25 protein-coding genes are annotated in these 21,678 nt (G+C 30.1%); 11 read left to right on the forward strand and 14 right to left on the reverse strand.

Annotation, left to right across the window (positions count from 1 at the left end; translation table 11 throughout):
* Nucleotides 1-27: 27 nt before the first annotated feature.
* Genes corA through DFQ07_RS02170 form a run of 3 tightly spaced genes read right to left on the reverse strand, consistent with a single transcriptional unit; the run spans nt 28 to nt 2,315 of the window.
* Nucleotides 28-1,092, reverse strand: coding sequence for a magnesium/cobalt transporter CorA (corA, locus tag DFQ07_RS02160; protein ID WP_133534627.1), 1,065 nt, complete (start codon nt 1,090-1,092; stop codon nt 28-30).
* 9 nt (nt 1,093-1,101) lie between these two features.
* Entirely contained in the window at nt 1,102-1,479 is a 378-nt protein-coding gene (locus tag DFQ07_RS02165) for a hypothetical protein (RefSeq protein WP_133534628.1), read from the reverse strand.
* A gap of 2 nt (nt 1,480-1,481) precedes the next feature.
* Nucleotides 1,482-2,315, reverse strand: a complete 834-nt coding sequence (locus DFQ07_RS02170) for a universal stress protein (RefSeq protein WP_166627701.1) — start codon at nt 2,313-2,315, stop codon at nt 1,482-1,484.
* Nucleotides 2,316-2,411: 96 nt separating this feature from the next.
* Between DFQ07_RS02170 and DFQ07_RS02175 the strand changes: the two genes are divergently transcribed.
* The 8 genes from DFQ07_RS02175 (at nt 2,412) to DFQ07_RS02210 (ending at nt 8,502) form a co-directional block, all read left to right on the forward strand.
* Nucleotides 2,412-2,939, forward strand: coding sequence for a mechanosensitive ion channel domain-containing protein (locus DFQ07_RS02175; RefSeq protein WP_133534630.1), 528 nt, complete (start codon nt 2,412-2,414; stop codon nt 2,937-2,939).
* Between the two features lie 403 nt (nt 2,940-3,342).
* Nucleotides 3,343-4,734 carry an arginine decarboxylase gene (locus tag DFQ07_RS02180; RefSeq protein WP_133534631.1) on the forward strand — a complete coding sequence of 464 codons (1,392 nt, stop codon included), beginning with the start codon at nt 3,343-3,345 and terminating at the stop codon, nt 4,732-4,734.
* 16 nt (nt 4,735-4,750) lie between these two features.
* Nucleotides 4,751-5,689, forward strand: a complete 939-nt coding sequence (gene speB, locus DFQ07_RS02185; RefSeq protein WP_133534632.1) for an agmatinase — start codon at nt 4,751-4,753, stop codon at nt 5,687-5,689.
* Between the two features lies 1 nt (nt 5,690).
* Nucleotides 5,691-6,470: an RMD1 family protein gene (locus DFQ07_RS02190; protein WP_166627702.1), complete on the forward strand. Its 780-nt coding sequence runs from the start codon at nt 5,691-5,693 to the stop codon at nt 6,468-6,470.
* A 74-nt stretch (nt 6,471-6,544) separates the two neighbouring features.
* Entirely contained in the window at nt 6,545-7,513 is a 969-nt protein-coding gene (locus DFQ07_RS02195; RefSeq protein ID WP_133534634.1) for a deoxyhypusine synthase family protein, read from the forward strand.
* Between the two features lie 4 nt (nt 7,514-7,517).
* Nucleotides 7,518-7,799, forward strand: a complete 282-nt coding sequence (locus DFQ07_RS02200; RefSeq protein WP_133534635.1) for a hypothetical protein — start codon at nt 7,518-7,520, stop codon at nt 7,797-7,799.
* An 11-nt stretch (nt 7,800-7,810) separates the two neighbouring features.
* Nucleotides 7,811-8,224: a VOC family protein gene (locus tag DFQ07_RS02205; protein WP_133534636.1), complete on the forward strand. Its 414-nt coding sequence runs from the start codon at nt 7,811-7,813 to the stop codon at nt 8,222-8,224.
* A 17-nt stretch (nt 8,225-8,241) separates the two neighbouring features.
* Nucleotides 8,242-8,502, forward strand: coding sequence for a hypothetical protein (locus DFQ07_RS02210; RefSeq protein ID WP_133534637.1), 261 nt, complete (start codon nt 8,242-8,244; stop codon nt 8,500-8,502).
* Nucleotides 8,503-8,538: 36 nt separating this feature from the next.
* Here the strand turns inward: DFQ07_RS02210 and DFQ07_RS02215 are convergent, their stop codons facing one another.
* The 9 genes from DFQ07_RS02215 to DFQ07_RS02255 form a co-directional block, all read right to left on the reverse strand.
* Nucleotides 8,539-8,964, reverse strand: a complete 426-nt coding sequence (locus tag DFQ07_RS02215) for a TerB family tellurite resistance protein (protein WP_133534638.1) — start codon at nt 8,962-8,964, stop codon at nt 8,539-8,541.
* 2 nt (nt 8,965-8,966) lie between these two features.
* Nucleotides 8,967-9,296, reverse strand: a complete 330-nt coding sequence (locus DFQ07_RS02220; protein WP_133534639.1) for a hypothetical protein — start codon at nt 9,294-9,296, stop codon at nt 8,967-8,969.
* 485 nt (nt 9,297-9,781) lie between these two features.
* Entirely contained in the window at nt 9,782-10,066 is a 285-nt protein-coding gene (locus DFQ07_RS02225) for a hypothetical protein (RefSeq protein WP_133534640.1), read from the reverse strand.
* A gap of 2 nt (nt 10,067-10,068) precedes the next feature.
* Nucleotides 10,069-10,344: an ATP-dependent Clp protease adaptor ClpS gene (locus tag DFQ07_RS02230; RefSeq protein WP_133534641.1), complete on the reverse strand. Its 276-nt coding sequence runs from the start codon at nt 10,342-10,344 to the stop codon at nt 10,069-10,071.
* A 5-nt stretch (nt 10,345-10,349) separates the two neighbouring features.
* Nucleotides 10,350-11,183, reverse strand: a complete 834-nt coding sequence (prmA, locus tag DFQ07_RS02235; RefSeq protein ID WP_133534642.1) for a 50S ribosomal protein L11 methyltransferase — start codon at nt 11,181-11,183, stop codon at nt 10,350-10,352.
* Nucleotides 11,183-11,941: a triose-phosphate isomerase gene (gene tpiA / locus DFQ07_RS02240; RefSeq protein ID WP_133534643.1), complete on the reverse strand. Its 759-nt coding sequence runs from the start codon at nt 11,939-11,941 to the stop codon at nt 11,183-11,185. Before tpiA ends, prmA begins: the two co-directional genes overlap by 1 nt.
* Nucleotides 11,942-11,982: 41 nt before the next feature.
* Nucleotides 11,983-12,477, reverse strand: coding sequence for a TlpA family protein disulfide reductase (locus DFQ07_RS02245; RefSeq protein WP_133534644.1), 495 nt, complete (start codon nt 12,475-12,477; stop codon nt 11,983-11,985).
* 1 nt (nt 12,478) lies between these two features.
* Nucleotides 12,479-12,961, reverse strand: coding sequence for a TlpA family protein disulfide reductase (locus tag DFQ07_RS02250; protein ID WP_133534645.1), 483 nt, complete (start codon nt 12,959-12,961; stop codon nt 12,479-12,481).
* Between the two features lie 2 nt (nt 12,962-12,963).
* Nucleotides 12,964-14,040, reverse strand: coding sequence for an ABC transporter permease (locus DFQ07_RS02255; protein ID WP_133534646.1), 1,077 nt, complete (start codon nt 14,038-14,040; stop codon nt 12,964-12,966).
* Between the two features lie 63 nt (nt 14,041-14,103).
* Here DFQ07_RS02255 and pyrF point away from each other — a divergent pair, with 63 nt between their 5' ends.
* On the forward strand, nt 14,104-14,916 hold the full coding sequence (gene pyrF, locus DFQ07_RS02260; protein ID WP_133534647.1) for an orotidine-5'-phosphate decarboxylase: 813 nt from the start codon (nt 14,104-14,106) through the stop codon (nt 14,914-14,916).
* Nucleotides 14,917-15,182: 266 nt separating this feature from the next.
* On the opposite strand, the gene DFQ07_RS02265 is transcribed toward pyrF, so the two are convergent.
* Nucleotides 15,183-16,670, reverse strand: a complete 1,488-nt coding sequence (locus tag DFQ07_RS02265) for a RagB/SusD family nutrient uptake outer membrane protein (RefSeq protein WP_133534648.1) — start codon at nt 16,668-16,670, stop codon at nt 15,183-15,185.
* A 12-nt stretch (nt 16,671-16,682) separates the two neighbouring features.
* A complete protein-coding gene (locus tag DFQ07_RS02270) occupies nt 16,683-19,898 on the reverse strand; it encodes a SusC/RagA family TonB-linked outer membrane protein (RefSeq protein ID WP_133534649.1) in 3,216 nt (1,071 codons plus the stop codon).
* A 394-nt stretch (nt 19,899-20,292) separates the two neighbouring features.
* Here DFQ07_RS02270 and DFQ07_RS02275 point away from each other — a divergent pair, with 394 nt between their 5' ends.
* Nucleotides 20,293-21,075, forward strand: a complete 783-nt coding sequence (locus DFQ07_RS02275) for a LytR/AlgR family response regulator transcription factor (protein ID WP_166627703.1) — start codon at nt 20,293-20,295, stop codon at nt 21,073-21,075.
* Between the two features lie 194 nt (nt 21,076-21,269).
* Nucleotides 21,270-21,614, forward strand: coding sequence for a hypothetical protein (locus DFQ07_RS02280; protein ID WP_133534651.1), 345 nt, complete (start codon nt 21,270-21,272; stop codon nt 21,612-21,614).
* Nucleotides 21,615-21,678: the final 64 nt, after the last annotated feature.

A 21,678-nucleotide genomic window follows, 5' to 3' on the forward strand; every position in this document is an offset into this window, starting at 1 on the left:
TTTCAATATCAAAAACTTAAACAAAACTTAAAACCACTTTTTGTACTTAAAAAAACCTAACATTATCACTACTATCAACATAATAACTCCTAGCATTGCATAGTATCCGTAACGATATGTTAACTCTGGAATATATTCAAAATTTGTACCATAAACACCTGCTATAAATGTAATAGGTATAAAAATCACCGAAAATATCGTCAATATTTTCATGATGTCATTTAAACGATTATTTACATTTGTTGAATATACAGTAAGTTGCTCACTCAACATATTTTTGTAATTCTCAACCAAATCATGGCTTCTTTGAATCAAATCGTGTAAGTCATTAAAAAAAGGTTGCTCTTTTTTAGTTATTAAATCGGTTTTAAAATCTTTAAAGCTACTTATCGCCTCGCGTGCTGGTCTTATTGCTTTTCTAAAATAGTTAAGCTCAATCTTATTTTTATTAATCTCTTCTAAAATGTTCTTATTGGGTTCTAATAAAATTTTGTCCTCCAAATCTTCTACTTTCTCTCCAAAAGTTTCCATTAAAAAATTGTAATTATCTACAATCAAATCCAACAAACAATATTTTAAATATGTGACATTGTAATTACGAACTCTTCCTTTTTTATTACGCAACCTATCTCTTACTGGTTCAAAGACATCTCCTTGCTTTTCTTGAAATGTGATAAGAATGTTTTTTAATAAATACATAGAAATTTGCTCCGCTTCAAGCTGATGTTTATTTTCATCTAAAAACATCATTTTAATACTTGTAAAAATGTAATTTTCTTCAATATCTACTCTTGGCCTTTGTCCTGTATTTGCGATATCTTCAAGAATAAGTGTATGGATATCAAAAAGTTTACCTATTTCTCTTAGTAACTCAACATCATGTAAACCATCAATATTAATCCACGTTTTTTCGTATTTATTTAAATAATTTGAAAGCTCACTTATCGTTTGTAATTCTATTTCAATAATTTCATCTTCATCATAACCAATTAACCGTATTCTAGTATTTTCTTCTTTTTGACTCCCAACAAAGACAGGCTTTCCTGGAATTACGTGCTTTGTGTGTTTTTGTTTTGTAATAAATCGAGTCATACCCTTATTTTAAACGAGTTTGAATAGTTTATACAATTTAGCAAGAATTATGAGTTCTGACTTATTTTTTCCTGCATAAGAGTTCGTAATTTCATGTGATGCTACTAGCAAGTCATGAACTACTTCCTTTGAAAATTCTTTTTGATGTGTTAGATAATAATTTTTAAAGTTATCGTACGCCTCTTCTGAGCTTACTTTTTCACCAATAAGATGTCTTAAACTTTCATAAATTAATTCACTACCTGATTTACCTCCTGAACTAGACCAGTTTTTTTGTACTCTTTTAACAATACTCTTTTTTTCTTCTACGGTCATTTTTTTATCTGCCATAGAAACCGCATAGAACAAGTTCGCTATACTCTCATAAAATTTTTCCGAAAACCCCATAGTTAAGCTATTTCTGGTAATATTAGTATTGGTATTTTACTGTGAAATGCAGATTTTTTAATCACATTTTCTTCCAACAAACGGTTAAAAAAATTGTGTTTGTAATTTATTAAAACTAACAGTTCACTTTCTGTCTCTTCGATATGTTTTTCTATCGTTAATGTTTCTGAGCCTTCCCAGTCTATTTTTTTATACGCTACATTCAAATTTTGTAATATCTCTCTTAACTTTACTTTATTTCTTTGTTGATTTTCGGTTAGTAATTTTTCTTCGGATAAGTTTACAACCTCAAGTAAGCAGTTTTTTACAACACTCAAGTTAATCAAAAGTTCTAACTCTTTTGTTGTGTATTGTCTTTTATAGTTCGTAAAAAACACTATTTGGTGTAGTGCTTTATATTTATAATTCATCGGAACTACCACAATTGGACATTCATTAATCGCATTAATCATTTTCATTGTATTGGTACCTATAAATGTTTCTGCCAAACTCTTTGCTCCCTTGGTACCTGTAACAACAACATCAATATCCTTTTCCTTAATTGCCTTATTTATTGCTTTAGTTAATGAGTTTGATTCTATTAAATATTGGTAGTGAAAAGTACTCTCTTCTCTTTTCAAAACATCTAACAAATACTTTAACTCATCTTCTATTTCATTATCCATTTCGTTAAACCATTTCTCATTTTTTTCATCACTCAATAATTCTGAGGGTTGACTTATATACACATCTAACAAATAAATATTAGCTTCAACTCCTTTAAACAATTGTTTTGTGTAATTCAAGGCATTAATGGCTGATTCAGAAAAATTATACGGAATTAGAATGTTTTTCATAACGATTAAAATCATGGTTACCAATCAAATATAATTTTTTATTTCGAGATTCTATTTACAAAACCATAAGTATATTTGTATTAAAAAAAATCAATCATGAAAAATCATTTTTTAGAATTGTCCATCTACAATCCTCTCTTACAATTCTTACTTTTATTAGTAATTTTATTTTTTTTGATTTATGTTACTAAAAAACTTACAAGATCATATATAGTAAAAAACGCTATAGAACCTCATAGAAGAAAGCTTATTTTAAATCTAAGTTACTTTTTATACTATACGTTAGCACTATTTATCTCATTAATAATTTTTGGTATTAATTTTAAAGAGGTAATTGTTTTTGCTTCCTCTATACTTGCGGTACTTGGTGTTGGTTTTTTTGCTCAATGGTCTATTTTATCAAACCTAACGGCTAGTATTATTTTGTTTTTTTACCACCCTATGCGTATAGGTGATACTATAAAAATTATTGATAAAGACTTCGATTTACAAGGAGTTGTAAAAAATATTACAGGTTTTTACGTTCTTTTGTACATGCCTGAAGAAAAAAGAGAAATCACCATACCAAATACCACTATTTTATACAAAGGAATTGAGTTAATCAAAAAACAAAAAGACAACTAAACACCTGCAAACCAATAGTTTAAAAAAAATAAAAAAAAGTTTGTTATATTAAAAAATAGCTTACATTTACGACATCTTATTACATAAGTCGAATGTTACGTTTTACTTATTTCGGTAATAGCTTTTATGGGAAGACTAAGAGTTATTTAGTGTTTTGGAAACACAACGAAAAAATAAAGGTTTCTTCCATACCTCATTACTCTCTACCACTGAATTTTTATAAACAGTGCGGTGATTGCTTAGCTTTAAGAGTCTAACTATTCATTTATTTTGGTTTAACAATCTTGTTATAAAATAACAATGATACTTGTTATACGACTTATTTAAAAAAGTTTTGGTCCAGCCTTAACTGCTTTTTGAATAATTTTTCTGTACTCAAAATACAGATACAACTAAAATAATAATGAATACTAAATATAAAGACTTAATAGAACAAACGTTTGATTTTCCTCAAGAGGAATTTCATACAGAAAGCAATAATTTATTTTTTCATGATATCGACATGATGCAATTAGTGAAACAATACGGAGCCCCATTAAAATTCACATATTTGCCTAAAATATCTGAAAATATAAACAAAGCTAAGAACTGGTTTCACAAAGCAATTGAAAAATACAACTATCAAGGAACGTACAACTACAGCTACTGTACTAAAAGTTCTCATTTTAAGTATGTGTTAGACGAAGCTTTAAAAAATGATATACATATTGAAACATCATCTGCTTTTGATATTGACATAGTAAAGTCATTAAAAGAAGAAGGAAAATTAAAAGATGATGCTTACGTGTTATGTAATGGTTTTAAACGTGATCAATATATCGCCAATATTGTTAGCTTAATTGATGGTGGGCATACAAACTGTATACCTATAATTGACAATTATGAAGAACTCGATTTACTTTTAGACGAAACTAGAAGTAAATTTAAGGTAGGAATACGCATCGCTTCTGAAGAAGAACCTAAATTTGAATTTTATACTAGTCGATTAGGAATTGGATACAAAAATATCGTATCTTTTTACGAGCGTGAAATTGCTAATAATCCGCAAGTAGAATTAAAGATGTTACACTTCTTTATCAATACAGGGATTAGAGATAACGCCTATTACTGGAACGAATTATTAAAATGTTTAAGTGTATATATTAAATTAAAAAAAGTATGTCCAACTCTAGACAGTTTAAATATTGGTGGTGGTTTTCCTATTAAAAACTCATTAGCATTTGAATATGATTATGAGTATATGGTAGAAGAAATTATCAATCAAATTAATGTAGCATGTAAAGAAGCTGATGTAGAAGTTCCTAATATTTTTACTGAGTTTGGAAGTTTTACTGTTGGAGAAGCTGGAGGTGCTATTTACGAAGTATTGTATCAAAAAAGACAAAACGATCGTGAAAAATGGAACATGATTAATTCATCTTTCATTACCACTTTACCAGATTCTTGGGCTATTAATAAGCGTTTTATTATGCTGCCTATTAATAAATGGAACCATCGATATGAACGAGTACTTTTAGGTGGTTTAACTTGTGATAGTGATGATTATTATAACTCTGAACAACATGTAAATGCAATATATTTACCTGTGTACGAAAAAGAAAGTCCTTTATATGTAGGTTTTTTCAACACAGGTGCCTATCAAGAAACCATTGGTGGTTTTGGCGGATTACAACACTGTTTAATTCCAACACCAAAACACGTATTAATTGATAGAAACGAAAATGGTGATTTCACCACTAAATTATTTAAAGAACAACAAAAAAGCGAAGAACTATTATCAATTCTAGGGTACTAGTTTAATATTTATAAAAATGGAAAAAAGAAATTACGCAGGTATTCCTGATCAATACGCAAAGTTAGAAACTGCAAAAGTAGTATTAATCCCTGTTCCATATGACGGAACTAGCACTTGGCAAAAAGGAGCTGATAAGGGACCAGAAGCATTTTTAAATGCTTCTGAGAACATGGAATTGTATGACATCGAAACTGATAGTGAAGTGTACAAAGAAGGTGTTTATTTAGCAGCTCCTGTTACTGAAGATTCTTCTCCAGAAGCTATGATTGAAGCGGTACATGCAACTACCAAAAAATACATCAATAAAAACAAATTTGTAACCCTTTTTGGTGGTGAACATTCAATTTCTATCGGAACTATTCGCGCTTTCAATGAGTGTTTTAACAACTTAACTGTGTTACATATTGATGCACATGCTGATTTACGTAAAGAGTACGAAGGAACTAAATGTAACCATGCTTGTGCAGTATACGAAGCAAGCCAAACTACTAATCTAGTACAGGTAGGAATTCGTAGTATGGACGTAACTGAAAAGTCTTCTATGAACATGGAAAAAGTATTCTTTGCTCATGACATGGCGGTTAACGAATACTGGATGGATGATGTAATTGATCAATTAACAGGTAATGTTTTTATTACGTTTGATTTAGATGCTATCGATCCTTCATTATTGCCTAGTACAGGAACACCAGAACCAGGAGGATTGTTTTACTACGAAACTTTAGAGTTTTTAAAGAAAGTGTTTACTGAACGAAATGTAGTTGGTTTTGATATAGTAGAATTGTGCCCTAACGAAAATGAAAAATCATCAGACTTTTTAGCGGCGAAATTATACTATAAAATGTTGAGCTATAAATTCGCTTCTAACATGGAAGACGAAGAAGATTACGACGACGATGCTAGCTCACCTTTTAATAAATTATCAAAATTTAAAAACGACGACGACGATTATTAAAATGCGTTTACAAGCTATTGCATATCATTTAGAAAAACGAATTACACTTAGTACCGTTCGCAATCAATTTAAATCGTACAATTTGGTAAAAAGAGAACATTCCTTTTTACTATACAAAATTAAAAACGGTTCTTACATCTATTTAAAAGATTATGGAAGTGTTGTTTTTATTAATTGCGAAGACGTATTAATAAACAAAATTGTTAGTTTTTTAACAGGTAAAGAGAAGTCAACTACTACTCATTTACCATCAGAAAAGTACACTATCGTTTTTTCTGATATGATTGAAGTTGATTTTGGAAGCATTCAAATTAAAGAATTAAATGATGATGTAGCACATACCATCATGCTCAATTTAGCACAATCGGTAGCATTGATGAATTATGTAAACAAAACATCTGATTTACATGATAAAACATTAGTATATTCAAGGCAATTAGAAAGGACAGGAAGCTTTAAGTTATCTAAAGTTCAAATGAGAAAATTCATTGGTAAAACCATGAATTTAAAAAACAACATTGCAGAAAACCTATTTGTTTTTGACTCACCAGATGTGGCTTGGAACAACAAAGATTTATCTGATTTAGATTATAAATTAAAAGATGAATTAGATATTATAAAACGTCATCAAGGAATTGAAAATAGTTTAAACGTAATTAAAGAAAATTTAGATTTATTCAGTGATATATTACAACACAAATACAGCAGTATGTTAGAATGGATTATTATAATTTTAATCCTTTTTGAAGTTGTACAGGTTATTATTGAAAAGTTAATTTAAAAATATTGAGGTTTATGAAATTATCCCTTCAAATACTTTAGAAGCAATTTCATAAACACACAAAAAACAATAAAATGAATACACCTATAACCAATTTTATAGAAAAATACTTCTTACACTTTAATGCTGCAGCTCTGGTAGATGCAGCAAAAGGGTACGAAGCACAATTAGAGCAAGGATCTAAAATGTTAGTCTCATTAGCTGGTGCAATGAGTACTGCAGAGTTAGGGAAAATTTTTGCTGAAATGATTCGTCAAGATAAAGTTGACATCATTTCATGTACAGGAGCAAACCTTGAAGAAGACATCATGAACCTAGTAGCGCACTCTCACTATAAAAGAGTTCCTAACTATCGTGATTTAACTCCGCAAGAGGAATGGGATTTATTATTAAAAGGATTAAACCGCGTAACTGACACTTGTATTCCTGAAGAGGAAGCTTTTAGACGTTTACAAAAACATATCTTTAAAATTTGGAAAGATGCTGAAGAAGCAGGTGAACGCTATTTTCCTCACGAATATATGTACAAACTTTTGCTTTCTGGAGTTTTAGAAGAGTATTACGAAATTGATTTAAAAGACTCTTGGATGTACGCTGCTGCAGAAAAGAACTTGCCTATTGTAGTTCCTGGATGGGAAGATAGTACTATGGGTAATATTTTTGCTTCATATGTAGTAAAAGGAGAATTAAAGGCTTCTACCATGAAATCTGGAATTGAATACATGACTTTTTTAGCTGATTGGTATACTAACAATTCTGAAAAAGGAATCGGGTTCTTCCAAATTGGTGGTGGAATCGCAGGTGATTTCCCTATTTGTGTGGTACCAATGTTATATCAAGATTTAGAGAGAGAAGACACTCCTTTCTGGAGCTATTTCTGTCAAATATCAGATTCAACTACAAGTTATGGATCATACTCTGGTGCTGTACCTAATGAAAAAATTACTTGGGGAAAGTTAGACATCGATACTCCTAAGTTTATTATAGAAAGTGACGCTACTATTGTTGCCCCTTTAATATTTGCTTATTTATTAAAAATGTAATTTTATGAAACGAGTTATTGTAGACTATGCAAAATTAACTACTGATATTTTGGATTTATTGGTAGAAAAATATCCAGACGGATATGATCACTCAGACATTATCTCCTTCAAAAACAGTAAGGGTGAAACCGTAAAAGCTGTAGAAGTAAGTACTGATGATACCTTATTTTTAGTTAAGATAAGTTCTCAATTACAACAAACAATGGAGGACCATGAAGCTGAAGAAGATGAAGACAATGACGAGTTTGATGAAATTGAAGTATCTGAAGATTTTGACAACGAATAAACAGGTAGCTTATGAAACCAACCTTTCACATATCACTTCCATGTTTAAACATTGAAGAAACGATAAAATTTTATACCGAAAACTTAGGTTTTGAATGCGGAAGAAAAAACACTAAATGGGTTGACATTAATCTATTCAACAATCAATTAACCTTTGTTTTAGCAGATCAATTCAACTTTGAATACCCAAGTTATTCTTTTGAAAAAGACATTTTACCTTCCTTTCATTTTGGTGTTGTTTTAGATACTAAAACATGGGAAGAAATGTATCAGAAAGTTAGCTATAATTCTTCTGAAGACATTATGCAAAAAACTTTTTTAAAGGATAAAAACGGAGAACATATTTCATTTTTCATAAAAGACCCTAATGGATATACTTTAGAGTTTAAACACTTTTTAAAAGAAGATCTAATGTTTGCCTCATAAATAAATTTTAGGTAGCCATGACTTATTACAACTCACAACCAACAGTTACATTAGTCGGTGTTTATCAGGGATATACAAACGGCTATTACGTTTTTGAATTAGAAAACGGTGATATTATAGATTTTGAACGAGTAAATAAGCAAAACTTAGGTCATTTAGACTTAAAATCATCTGCTTTCAAAAACAAGAAATTTGAAATTACCTACAAGGAAATTTTTGATGATGTAGACGATGAAGACATCGTTATTTTTAAGTTAGAAAACTTACACTTACTTTAAAAAAAATCCCATTCTTTTTAGAATGGGATTTCTTTTTTATAAAATTTTGAGCATCGATTTATACTGATCAATATCTATTTTACCACTAAATACTTTAACCGTTTTTGTTATGATCTCTTCAGCTGTATCATGAGAAAAACCTAACTGAATTGCATACTTTAATATTAATTTTCTTTCAGAATCATCAATTCGATGATCTGCATAAATAATTTTAAACAAATCTAGTAAACGTTCTAACCTATCATCAGATCTAAGCTGTGGCACTACTGGATATTTTTTTGAGTTTTTCATTATCTCTTCATATTCAGCCTCCGTAATATCTAATTTTCTAGCAAAACGGCTTACCAATGCTTCTTCATTTTTGTTTAAATCACCATCAACCATAGCAATATTTACTATGGCGCTAAAGTGTGCCACATTATTTCTATGCTTACTTGACTCGTATAAATCTACAATACTCATAGTTAATCTATTTTTTTTATTGAATACAATACAGGAATACCAATTTCATCATCTGAAGTTTCATAGTTGTATGTAATTTCAAATTCCTGATCTATAAATTTGTTATCGTTTAAATTATAAATTTCTAATAACTTTTCAGAGATAACCTCAAAAATAATAGTCTCTTCATCTCCTTCTTCATTTATGAATAAAAAGTTATATCCATAATCATCATGCCCTAGGAAAGTTGCAGTTACCTTTATAGGATCTATTATTCTTTGATTACCATCTGTTCTTGCAAAAATGCTTGTTACAAATAGTATAAAAACTATTTTAATAAATACTTTTTTCATTTTCTTTAAAACTTTTGATTATTAAATCTTCTTTTCTTGGATATTAGCCACAACAAGTCCAAATCTTTTAGCAAAAACCTCCTACAGTTATGCTCGTGACTATAAAGAAAATGATGTTACATAGGCATTATTTTTTAGCAACAATTATTTAACACTCATAAAGATACGTTATTTTTTAATCAATTTCCATTGCTTCTTTTTTATTTAACTAAAAAGATAACCTTAATTAAAAAGACCTTGAATTTTACATCCAAGGCCTTTTTGTCTAACCAAACTTAGTATAAAACTAACTACTACTATTTTTAATTCTATTTCAAAAACTTCTCCTTTCAGCTTCTCTCAACCTAGTAAGAGAAGTTTTTTCATTTAAGGATTAAATCTTTATAAACTTTTATTATCTCTTGTTTGTATTATTTATGACACTACCTTTATGTAAATAGTCACATAAAAACATAAAAAAACTCAAAAAAAGTTTTTTTGAGTTTTTAATACAAATATTTTCTCAGTACAATTCTATGTTCTGGTATTGATTTATCATAATCTTCTACTAAGAGTTCGAGTATTTCTGGCGGCTTTTTTCCTATCTCTTTCTTCGAATTGTATTTTGACACATACAAACTATATACTGGATTTGTATCTTGATTTTTTCTTTCAAAAATTAAAAAATGTTGCTCATTCAATTCTGAAAAACATATTTCATTTTTTTGAAATACTCCAGAGTTGTCTACAAAAAAATCTGAAAATTCGTAATACCTAAAAACATTTTCCATTCTTAAACAATCTCTGCTGATAAACCTAATTCTAATAATTTAGAACATCTAGGCTCTAAATCTTTATATTCTCCTGTTTTTACAGCACATTTGCCCTTGTAATGTACTAAAATGGTACACTGTTCAGCTTGTTCTAATGTATGATCACATACTGTGACTAAACTATCAATTACAAAGTCAAAGGTATTTACATCATCGTTGTACAAAACAATTTCGTATTCTTTGACATCTTGTAATAAAACTTCAAGCTCTTCTTGTATTTTTTCTATCGTACTCATTTGTTTTATTTTTGATATTGCAAAGCTACCCAATTATTTCTTTTTATGGTATTTTTTAGTGTTAAACCATACTTAGAAACCTCATTATCAATCACTGGAATATCTTCTGTATAAAATCCACTTAATAATAAAACTCCTTTTTCATTTAAACAATCAGTATATACTTTCATATCATTTAACAAGATATTTCGATTGATATTTGCTATAATCAAATCATACTTTTTACCTACTAAAAGAGAGGCATCTCCTTCATATACTGATATATGTTGACAGTTATTTCTTTCAACATTTTCTAACGAATTTTCGTAACACCAAGCATCAATATCAATTGCATCGATAGGTTTCGCTCCTTTCATTTCGGCAAAAATTGCTAAAATTCCAGTACCACATCCCATATCTAACACTTTTTTATCTCTAACATCTAAATTAATTAAATGTTGTACCATCATGTGTGTCGTTTCATGATGTCCTGTACCAAAACTCATTTTTGGTTCAATAACAATATCGTACTTCAAATTAGGGTTTTCATGAAATGGTGCTCTAATACTCACCACATCGTCAACTTGAATTGGATTAAAATTCTTTTCCCATTCTTCATTCCAATTAGTCTGTTCTATTTCTTTATGCTGATATTCAATTGAAAACTCATTTGAGTTTAAAACAAAGACATCATTTAAAATATCTGTATTCCAATCTTCTTTTTGAATATAAGCTATAACTCCATTCTCATTTTCAACAAAACTTTCAAACCCTAACGCTCCTAATTCTGCAATTAAAATTTCTGTTGTCGGTTCTTTAGGTGTTACCTCAAAAGTATATTCTATATAAATATTGTCCATTAAATCGATTTAATAATTGCTTTAAAATCTTCTGCTTTCAACGCTGCTCCTCCTATCAAACCACCATCTACATCTGGCTTTGAAAATATTTCTTTAGCATTAGCCGGCTTTACACTTCCACCGTATAAAATTGAAATCGCATCCGCCACTTCATTTCCATATTCTTTAGCAAAAAGCTCTCTTACAAAGGCATGTATTTCTTGAGCTTGTTCTGGCGTAGCAGTTTCTCCTGTACCAATAGCCCAAACAGGTTCATAAGCCAAAACTATATTAGCATAATTGCTCTTTTCTAGATGGAATAATGCCTTTTTAATTTGATTTTCTACAATTTTAAAGTGATTTCCTGATTTTCTATCTTCTAACAATTCACCAAAACAAAAAATAACCTCTAAACCTTGCCCTAAAGCGGTATCAACTTTTTTCGCTAATAATTCATCAGTTTCAGCAAAATATTCTCTTCGCTCTGAATGTCCTAGAATTACAATATTAACACCAATATTAGTTAACATATCAGCTGATACTTCTCCTGTAAAAGCTCCACTTTTTGACTGATGCATGTTTTGTGCAGCGACTTCTATATTTGACTTTTTGGTCTTTTTAGCAGCATAGTGCAGATTCACAAAACTCGGAGCAATAATTACTCTAGTATCTTCATTTACATTTCCTTTAATTTCTTTCTTTAACTGCTTGATGAGTTTTTTAGCTTCATCAAGGTTTTTATTCATCTTCCAGTTACCTGCTACTATCTTTTGTCTCACTTTTATACGTTTTTCTGGTTATTGATTTAATGTTTGCAAAATTACATTATTTCTAAGCTTTGACGAATTAATTTATCAGTAGCTTTTGTCGCGTCAAAAACAATGATTTTTCCTTTTTCATCAATTACCATAAACCTAGGAATCCAATTTAAACCTAAAAACTCACCAAATTTCCCTTCCCATCCTGATTGCATAAAGTAATGATCTCCATTAATTTTTAATCGGTTAACTCCATTTTTCCAATCTTCTTGATTTCTATCTAATGATAAATACATATAAGCTATCTCTGGATTTTCTTCTTGAATCTTTTTTACCTCTGGCAAACTTTTTAAACAATCAGTACACCATGAAGCCCAAACATCAATCAAAACCTTTTTTCCTTTATGCTTTTCAATAACATCTTTGAATAGAACTTTTTTTCCTTCTAAAGAAATAAAAACATCATTTAATGCTTCTTTTGAGAATTGAGTTGAGTTTTTTGTTGAACAACTTAATATTGTTATTCCGATAAAAAATATAATTATGAAGTTTTTCATTTTATTGAACATGATTTTCTAATTTTTCTGACACTTTAGATGATTTGAATACTGTAATTTTTCCTGTTTCATCAAGCACTAAAAATCTTGGAATTGTTTTTAATTTTAAAAACTTACCCAAAGCCCCTTCTCCTTTTTTTGGTATGTAATAATGCTGCCCTTTTACAGGAATATTTTCTAGTTCTCTTTTCCAGTCGAAATAAGAATGATCAACTGACAAAAAAATGTATTCAATTTTTGGATTTTTCTTTTGAAAAACCAATACATCATCAAAACTATCCTGACTTACGGGACAGTAGGTAGCAAAAACTTGTATAAATTTTTTCTTGCCTTTATTTTTATTTAAAACCTCTTGGAGTGAAATCGGATTTCGATCTAAAGTAAGTAATTCTTCACGTAATGCTTCTGTTGTAAAATTTTCAGGTTGAAAAACAGCACAACTTGTAAGTGTTAAGAACACTAATGATAATACAAAAAATCTCATAATTAATGTAATCTTATTCGTGGGTCTAACCAACTATATAAAATATCTACTAAAATATTAATGATAATAAATAACGTTGCTACGACTAATACAGCTCCCATAATTACTGGTAAATCAAGCGTGTTTAATGAGTTTACTATTTCTTTTCCTAATCCGTTCCAGTTAAAGATATATTCTACAAAAACCGCTCCCGCCAACATCGAAGCAAACCAACCAGAAATTGCTGTAATTACTGGATTTAAAGAATTTTTTAAAGCGTGCTTTCGAATTACTTGATACATCGTTAATCCTTTCGCTTTAGCCGTTCGAATATAATCTTGGTTCAGGGTTTCTAGCAACGAATTACGCATCAACTGAATTACTACTGCTAACGGACGAATACCTAATACTATTGCTGGTAAAATCAAATTTTTCCATTGAATGGAAGCTCCTTCTCCAAAATCATCTACTTCATACAAACTTCCCGTCATTTCTAAGTGAGTGTATTTATGCAATACAAAACCAAACAACCAAGCAAACAGTATAGCAGAAAAAAATGACGGAACACTCATTCCTAAAGTACTTACAACAGCTATTATTCTGTCAAAAAAAGTATCTTTAAACAATGCGGAAAATATTCCTAAAACAACTCCTAAAAAAAGTGCTATTGTTATTGCCACCACTGCTAAAACAGCTGTATTGGGTAATGTTTCTTTAATTACTTCAGAAACATTTTTACCATTCTTTTGAAATGATTGACGTAAATATGGAGTTTTTATTACCACCTCTATATCTCCTAAAGAGAATAAGGATTGAGCATTGTATTTCCCTTCAGATAAAAATGTATAACTGTCTTTATTCTTACTATGAAACGACAACGGAGAAACATCATTCAAATAATACAAATACTGTGTAAACACAGGTTTATCAAATCCGTATTTCTTTCGGATATTTTGTAATTGCTCAGTATCTTCTCGTTGGTCTAACATCATACGAGCAGGATCACCTGGTAAGATGTTAAACAGTAAAAAAATTACAGTAACTACCCCATACAGTGTTAAGAAACCATAAAAAAATTTGTTAATGATATATTGAAACATATCTAACAAAGATAACAGAAACTGCTAAATTTATGTACTTTTGCTTAACTTTTACAACAACACATGACAACACAACAACTTGTATCAGAAATTCGAAAAAAGAAATCGTTTTTATGTATTGGACTAGATGTTGATTTAAACAAAATTCCAGCACATTTACTTCAAGAAGAAGATCCTATTTTTGCTTTTAACAAATCAATTATTGATGCTACTCACCATCTTTGTGTAGCTTACAAACCAAACACAGCTTTTTATGAAGCATATGGTATTAAAGGTTGGAAATCTCTTGAAAAAACCATCAATTACTTAAACGAAAAACATCCTGAAATTTTCACTATAGCTGACGCCAAACGTGGGGATATTGGTAATACAAGTACCATGTATGCAAAAGCTTTTTTTGAAGACTTAGCTTTTGATTCGGTTACAGTTGCCCCATATATGGGAAAAGACTCTGTAGAACCTTTTTTGGCTTTTAAAAATAAACATACTATTATGTTAGCATTAACTTCTAACCAAGGTGCTTTTGACTTTCAGACGCTAAGCGTCAATAATAAAGAACTTTATAAAGAAGTTCTTGAAGTATCTAAATCTTGGAATAACTCACAAAACTTAATGTACGTAGTTGGGGCTACCAAGGTTGAATATTTAGCCGATATTAGAAAGATTATTCCTGAGAGTTTTTTATTAGTTCCTGGAGTAGGTGCCCAAGGCGGAAGCTTACAAGAGGTTTGTAAATATGGAATGACAGATACTATTGGTTTATTAATTAACTCTTCTCGTGGAATTATTTATGCTTCTAATAAAGAAGACTTTGCCGAAGCTGCTGCTACAAAAGCAGAAGAATTACAATCTCAAATGGGAAGTATTTTAAAATAAAAAAGCCAAGGTTAATGACTCCTTGACTTTGTAATTAATTCAAATGATTACACCAATGAAAACAAAGTTGGTATAAGTGGTACAAATGTATAAAGCTTAGCTCTTCTCACTTCTAACTTTGATTTGAATCACCTTTTTTTTGAATTAAACCAACCATTATTTAATTTATCAAAATAAAAAGCTGAGAGTAAACTCTCAGCTTTTCTATTTATTAGGGGAATTATCTATTTTTACAAGTAAACTCCTTACTTACAAAAATTAATTCGTTAATTAATGAATGGATTATTTTGTATTTCTGATTGAGGAATCTCAAGAACCAATCTATCATCTTTATAAGTCATAGATTCTCCTGCTAAATACGCATGGTTTGCTCCTCTTGTTAATGTAGCTTTATTTCTTTTTAATGCTAAGAAACTTTTTCCTTCTCCCCAAAATTCAATTCTTGTTTGTAAGTAAATTTCATTTTGTAAAGCTTGACCTGATAAAGCATCTATGTATGCATAATCAGCTGCATCATCAAATCTTTGAGCTAATAAGTCTTTTAAACGATTTTTAGCTTCAGTTTCTAAGCCCTCTTTAGCTGCCATTTCAGCTGATAGCATATACATTTCATCTACTCTCATATAAATGTAATCAGACTCAATATTTCTTTGTCCTCTATACTCTTTTGCAGTATCATAAAACTTGTCTATTGGCATTAAATAACTATCTGATGTTTCATCGCTATCAAACTGTGTTCTTCTAACATCTTCATCTTTTATAGAATTGTATAAACCTAAATCTATTTGTTTTATATCTCCAAATGACTGATAACTAAATGTATAATAATCCATTTGTCCCCACCAAGATGCTAAACTTAAACCATTATCTATAGTGATATCAACTCCCCACATCCAACTTGGGTTTTCTGCCACGCTATTAAATCCACCTGTAGCTCTTTCTTTAGATGTTATAGGAAACCCTCCTTCTGCAATAACTTCCTCTGCTAAATTTCTTGCTTTAACATTATCAGCTCCTTCACCTCTTGATGCATAAACATATGCTAAAAGTCCTTTAGCTACATACTTGTTTATTTGGTATACCTCATCTCTATTGTAAGACTCTAAAAGTGTAATTGCTTCTTCTAAATCTTCTATCATTAAGTTATATACCTCTTCTGTTGTACTTTGTGGTTGTGCTTCAGAATTTGCTTCTGTATATATTGGTAAAACTTTTGAGGTAGGTATATACTCAGGAATATATAACTGAGTTAAATAGAAGTATCCATAGGCTCTTAAAGCTTTTGCTTGTCCCATTTGCTCTCTATTTGCATCTGTAATTACAGCATCATTTCCTCCTAATGATTTAATTACCAAGTTACTTGAATTAATTATTCTGTAATAATACCTCCATGCCGTATAGTTTGGCTTAGTAAAGGTAAAATCGTTAGTAGCAACTAATTGAGCAATACTGCTATATCTATTATAAACATTTTGAGCTAAAGCAAGATCTCCAGACAACATATCGCTTATAACATCATATCCTTTTTGCCCATAATCTTCATGAGAATCAGTCCCACCTGTTCCTGTTTGCAACATTGTTTCATATATACCTCTTAGTGTTCCATTTAAAATACCTGGATATATTTTTCCTGTATCAGCTACATCCTCTACAGAAACATTTTCAGTTGGGCTTTCTTCAAGAAAATCATCACTACAGCTTAACGATAAAGCTGTAATTGCTCCTAATAATATTGGTTTTATATATTTTTTCATATTGTTTTAATTTTAGAATTTAGCTCTTACACCAAAAGTAATTGTTGATAATGGTTGGTAACGATATACATCAGACGAACCAGTTTCAGACGTTATTGGGTTAAATCCATTTCTTGCACTTAATAAAAATAAGTTATCTCCAGACACCCATAAATTTAAAGACTTAACACCTGAGTTTTCAATAAGGTTGCTAGGTATAGTGTATCCTATTCTTACATTACTTAAAGCCAAGTAATCTGTTGATGTTATAAAGCGAGAAGAAACAGAGTTAACTTGTAAATTTCTATCACTTATTAACCTAGGTACATCAGTAACATCTCCAGGATTTTTCCAGCTATTTCTAATATCTGTATGCCAGTTGTCAGAGCCTATTTGACTATTCCCCATTAAACCTGCATATACATTATCGTAAGAGTATCCTCCTAAACTATAACCAAACAATGTATTTATAGTAAAATCGTGTACTTTTGCATTTAATCTAAATGAACCTCTAACTTTAGGAATTATAGATTTCCCTATAAATTTCTGAGTAGCATCACTATATTCGCTCGTAGTAGTTTTACTAATAGCATTGTTAGGGAACTGGTTCTTGTATTCTGCCAAACTTCTAATTCCTTCACCATCATCTATTGTCCCATTACTATTAGCATCATGATAGTATTGATTCCATAGAGGGTTACCTGTTTGTTTATCTACACCTGCCCACTCTCTCATATAATAATCATAAAGTCCTCTATCTTTAGCTCTACCAAAACTTTCAGCAATATCTAAAAACTTTCTTTCTCCCGTAGATGGATCAATAGGCATTTCTGTCAATTTACTATCAAACATTTCACCATTAATACCGAAATCTAATTTATAATTTTCTTTATCAATTAAATGTGCTGTTAAATCAAACTCTAATCCTGAATTTCTTAACTTTCCATCATTAACATCAACAAGTGCATTACCTGTAGAAGGTGCTAATCTTCTCTCGAAAAGAAGATCTTCAGTGTTCTTAATATAATAATCTACAGATCCTTCTAACTTATTATTTAAAACAGTAAACTCTAATCCTGTTTGGAACATTTTCGATGTTTCCCATGTTAAATTAGGGTTTTGAATCGCATTAGGTCTTAATGAAATTTGTCCTCCTAAATTACCTATGGTATAACTATCTCTACCTGAATAGATATCTGCTCCTGCTTGGTCTCCTAAAATACCATAACTAGCTTTTAATTTTAGAAAATTGATGACGTTTACAGTTGAAATAAAACTTTCTTCAGACAATACCCATGAAGCTCCTACTGAACCAAAAGTACCCCATTTATCTTTAGCAAACCTAGAAGAACCATCACGTCTTATAGATCCTGATAAATAATATTTTCTTTTATAATTGTATGATACTTGACCAAAGTAACTTTCTAAAGCTGATCTCGTGCTATAGCCTGTTGGAGGAGAAGAAACTACCACATAATTATTAGGATCTTTCAACCCACCTTGCAAATTCACTACCTTATTTTTACTAAGTGTGCTAGTTTCAAATTCAGTCTGGTTAGTTTCTTGTGCTACTAAAGCAGAAATATTATGATTTCCTAAATTTTTATTATATCTAAAGATATTTAAAAAGTTTTGCGTCAAAGCACTTGTATTTTCTTTATATAAAGTTCCTTCTTGTTGAACAGCAAATCCATAAAAAGGATTTTGAACTTCATTATGAATCTCACTGTAGTACTGAGCTCCATACTGAGTTTCAAATTCTAATCCTTCTAGAAGAGATACTTTAAAAGAAAAGTTCCCATTTAATGAATGACGATCTGCTCCTATAAAATTGTATTCTGCATTCCCTATAGCATTACTACCACCTCCAAAACTTCTGTCTCTATAATCGTACTCATAGCCTCCATATTTGGTGTCTTTGATAAGATTACCATCAGCATCACGCTCAAATAAAGGGTAAATAGAAGGGATATTATCTACAAACCAAAAAATACTTCCTGCATCTTCAGATTGTCCATTCTCTATAGTTTTCCCTAAAGTATAACCTACATTAGCTTTTGCTGTTAACCACTCAGCTGGTTTGTGTGTAATATTTAACCTTGATGAATATCTCTTATATCCAGAATTAACTGAATATCCTTTATCATCTAAATAACCAAAAGAACTAAAATATTTAGTATTCTCACTACCTCCGCTCATCTTAACATTCGCCTCTGTTCTCATTGAAGATTGAAAAGCGTAATCTGCCCATTTTTCTGGAGTATATTTTCTAGATAATCCTGATCTAACTTTTCCTGTTGCTGGATCAATTATTTGAGAAACGTCATTTGTAGTAAAATAGTTAAATTTATTACTAATACCTTTTCTCGAATTAAATAAGTTTTGATTTGCATAAGCAGCTCCGTTAATTGTTGGATCATCAAACAAACCTTGATTTGCCATTGCTTGCCATGACAACTCGATATATTCATCTGGAGTATTTATAACATCATATCTTGGTAATAATTGAAAATTAACTCCTGTCTTTAAATCAACTTCTACAGATGTAGCTCCTGATTTACCTGATTTAGTTGTAATCATGATAACCCCGTTAGCCCCTCTAGACCCATAAATAGCAGTAGCTGATGCATCTTTTAAAACTGTTGTAGATGCAATATCTGATGGGTTTATAGAATTTATTGAACCTGAAAAAGGCACCCCATCAACTACATATAATGGATCTCTACTTCCATTTACAGAACCAAATCCACGAATACGAATCGTTGCAACGGTTCCTGGTTGACCTGAAGTATTAATTACGTTAACTCCTGCAATTTCACCAGCTAAAGCTTGTGATACATTTGATACACTTTTCGCTTCTAAATCTTCGGTTTTTACTACCTTAGCACTACCTGTAAAAGATTGCTTGGTTGTTGTTCCATAACCAACAATTACAATTTCTTCTAACAAATTAGCATCTTCTTTCATTAGAACATTTAGTTCTGAATCCAAACCTATAGTTCTTTCAGTAGTTTGCATTCCTACAAAACTAAATACTAAAACATCTCCTTGGTTGACTTTTAATGAATACTTACCATCAAAATCTGTTTCTGTACCTATGGTCGTACCTTTTAAAATTACACTTACACCAGGCAACGGTCCTGCACTATCAGATACCGATCCAGTGATTTTTTTCTCCTGTGCATTCATATTCAGTAAAAAACCAAAAAAGAACAATACACAGATTACATTCTTGTAATGTAGATTCATAAATTATTAAATTTTTATTAATTAACAGTTGTAAAACTAAAGGCAATAAATATTTTTCATTACCCATTTGAAGCTAACCACCTTTAATTTGATGTGAATAGATAATTTTAAGAGGTTAACATCTTTTCGCATTTAACCAGTAAATTGTTAATGAATGTTAAAATTTTTCTTCTTCATCATTTTGCTTATTTTTTACTCTTTTCTTCATTAAACTTCAGTAATTTTGCGCCCCTATAATGATTTAAAAATTAATTCAACTTAATACCATTACATAGCTATTTTAAAACACTCCCAAACAAATAAAATGAATACTTGTTTTAATAAAAATTTAACTGTTCTTTTATTAGGGTTAGTTTAAATACGGCTGTTATAATTACCCCAAAACAAAATGCAAATGGAAATATCAATTCTAATTGTTGATGATGAAAGTAAGGCTCGAGCAAGATTTAAAAAACTGGTAAATCAGTATAGTTTTTTAAAAATTGTTGGTGAATGTTCTTCTGGAATAGATGCTATTAAGAAAATTAACATATTAAATCCTGATGTAGTTTATCTTGATACAAAAATAAACGATATGACTGGATTTGATATTATAGAAAAGATTACGCTTCCTAAAAATCCAATTTTTATTTTCACTGCCTCATCTAATGAGCATGCTCTTAAAGCTTTTGATTATTTTGCTTTCGATTATTTATTGAAACCTTTAAAAGAAGATCGATTTTACGCTTCTATAAAAAAAGTAATTAGTTATAAAAAGATAGAAGAACGTTCTAACTTCAACAACAACTTGGACAACATTTTAGATCTTGTAAAAGAAAACACACCTGTAGAAACTCCTGTAAAAGGCACAAAGATTAACATCAAATCAGGTAATAAGATTATTTTCTTAGAACGAAATGCCATTAAGTATATTTCTGCCTCTGGTTATTATGTCGAAATTTTTACCACAGATAATAAAAAATATTTACTTAGAGAATCTTTATCAAGTATTATAAAAAGGTTAAACTCTAATCTTTTTGTTAGAATTCACCGATCTACAATAATTAATTCAAATTTTATTGATGAAATCATCACCTCCAATTATGGTGAAACTGATGTAAAGATTAATGATAACAAAACTTTTAGAGTTAGCAAGAGTTACAAGAAAGATTTTCAAGAACTTATGGGGGTTAAATAAATAAAAAACAGCTCTTTTTTATTAAAAGAACTAAAAATCTATTTACTAATAAACTTGTGTTCAACAAACTATACAACCATAATATTTAATAAAAAACTATTGTTAAAACAGGAGACAAACACTACTTTTGGCTGACAAAAAAAACAGGTAGTCGAAAATGTAACAGAGTAGACAAAAAAACTAAAAAAAATTATATGAAAAAAATTATTTTACTATTAACCTTTTTTATAACCATTACTGTTAATAGCCAATCAAAGTCCGAAGTAGAAACTATGGCAATAAAACATGCCGAGTCTGGTTTAAGTTTAATGAATGACTATTCTCAATCCTTGAACATAACATTATTTGGATACTATGATGAAGCATTCAGAAAACGAAAACAAGAACTAACAAATAAGAGTTCCGAAAGCGCTAACAGTTCTTCTAAGCCCTCTAGTATCTCTTCATCTGGAGATAATGAAGGCCTAATCGATGGAGGATCAACTTTAGACAAACTTCTAGATGAATTAATAGAGGAACTAGAGGATGTTTTTAATTAATCCTTATAGCTAAAAATAAACTAAATCACTCTGTACTGAAAGTACAGAGGTTTACTATACTGGG

The sequence above is a fragment of the Tenacibaculum caenipelagi genome (assembly GCF_004363005.1).
In the GTDB taxonomy this organism is placed as follows: Bacteria; Bacteroidota; Bacteroidia; order Flavobacteriales; family Flavobacteriaceae; genus Polaribacter; species Polaribacter caenipelagi.

Excerpts from the sequence above, each read along its gene's own strand:
- corA (WP_133534627.1), bottom strand. The coding sequence starts at position 1,092 with ATGACTCGATTTATTACAAAACAAAAACACACAAAGCACGTAATTCCA.
- DFQ07_RS02165 (WP_133534628.1), bottom strand. The coding sequence starts at position 1,479 with ATGGGGTTTTCGGAAAAATTTTATGAGAGTATAGCGAACTTGTTCTAT.
- DFQ07_RS02170 (WP_166627701.1), bottom strand. The coding sequence starts at position 2,315 with ATGAAAAACATTCTAATTCCGTATAATTTTTCTGAATCAGCCATTAAT.
- DFQ07_RS02175 (WP_133534630.1), top strand. The coding sequence starts at position 2,412 with ATGAAAAATCATTTTTTAGAATTGTCCATCTACAATCCTCTCTTACAA.
- DFQ07_RS02180 (WP_133534631.1), top strand. The coding sequence starts at position 3,343 with ATGAATACTAAATATAAAGACTTAATAGAACAAACGTTTGATTTTCCT.
- speB (WP_133534632.1), top strand. The coding sequence starts at position 4,751 with ATGGAAAAAAGAAATTACGCAGGTATTCCTGATCAATACGCAAAGTTA.
- DFQ07_RS02190 (WP_166627702.1), top strand. The coding sequence starts at position 5,691 with ATGCGTTTACAAGCTATTGCATATCATTTAGAAAAACGAATTACACTT.
- DFQ07_RS02195 (WP_133534634.1), top strand. The coding sequence starts at position 6,545 with ATGAATACACCTATAACCAATTTTATAGAAAAATACTTCTTACACTTT.
- DFQ07_RS02200 (WP_133534635.1), top strand. The coding sequence starts at position 7,518 with ATGAAACGAGTTATTGTAGACTATGCAAAATTAACTACTGATATTTTG.
- DFQ07_RS02205 (WP_133534636.1), top strand. The coding sequence starts at position 7,811 with ATGAAACCAACCTTTCACATATCACTTCCATGTTTAAACATTGAAGAA.
- DFQ07_RS02210 (WP_133534637.1), top strand. The coding sequence starts at position 8,242 with ATGACTTATTACAACTCACAACCAACAGTTACATTAGTCGGTGTTTAT.
- DFQ07_RS02215 (WP_133534638.1), bottom strand. The coding sequence starts at position 8,964 with ATGAGTATTGTAGATTTATACGAGTCAAGTAAGCATAGAAATAATGTG.
- DFQ07_RS02220 (WP_133534639.1), bottom strand. The coding sequence starts at position 9,296 with ATGAAAAAAGTATTTATTAAAATAGTTTTTATACTATTTGTAACAAGC.
- DFQ07_RS02225 (WP_133534640.1), bottom strand. The coding sequence starts at position 10,066 with ATGGAAAATGTTTTTAGGTATTACGAATTTTCAGATTTTTTTGTAGAC.
- DFQ07_RS02230 (WP_133534641.1), bottom strand. The coding sequence starts at position 10,344 with ATGAGTACGATAGAAAAAATACAAGAAGAGCTTGAAGTTTTATTACAA.
- prmA (WP_133534642.1), bottom strand. The coding sequence starts at position 11,183 with ATGGACAATATTTATATAGAATATACTTTTGAGGTAACACCTAAAGAA.
- DFQ07_RS02245 (WP_133534644.1), bottom strand. The coding sequence starts at position 12,477 with ATGAAAAACTTCATAATTATATTTTTTATCGGAATAACAATATTAAGT.
- DFQ07_RS02250 (WP_133534645.1), bottom strand. The coding sequence starts at position 12,961 with ATGAGATTTTTTGTATTATCATTAGTGTTCTTAACACTTACAAGTTGT.
- DFQ07_RS02255 (WP_133534646.1), bottom strand. The coding sequence starts at position 14,040 with ATGTTTCAATATATCATTAACAAATTTTTTTATGGTTTCTTAACACTG.
- pyrF (WP_133534647.1), top strand. The coding sequence starts at position 14,104 with ATGACAACACAACAACTTGTATCAGAAATTCGAAAAAAGAAATCGTTT.
- DFQ07_RS02265 (WP_133534648.1), bottom strand. The coding sequence starts at position 16,670 with ATGAAAAAATATATAAAACCAATATTATTAGGAGCAATTACAGCTTTA.
- DFQ07_RS02270 (WP_133534649.1), bottom strand. The coding sequence starts at position 19,898 with ATGAATCTACATTACAAGAATGTAATCTGTGTATTGTTCTTTTTTGGT.
- DFQ07_RS02275 (WP_166627703.1), top strand. The coding sequence starts at position 20,293 with ATGGAAATATCAATTCTAATTGTTGATGATGAAAGTAAGGCTCGAGCA.
- DFQ07_RS02280 (WP_133534651.1), top strand. The coding sequence starts at position 21,270 with ATGAAAAAAATTATTTTACTATTAACCTTTTTTATAACCATTACTGTT.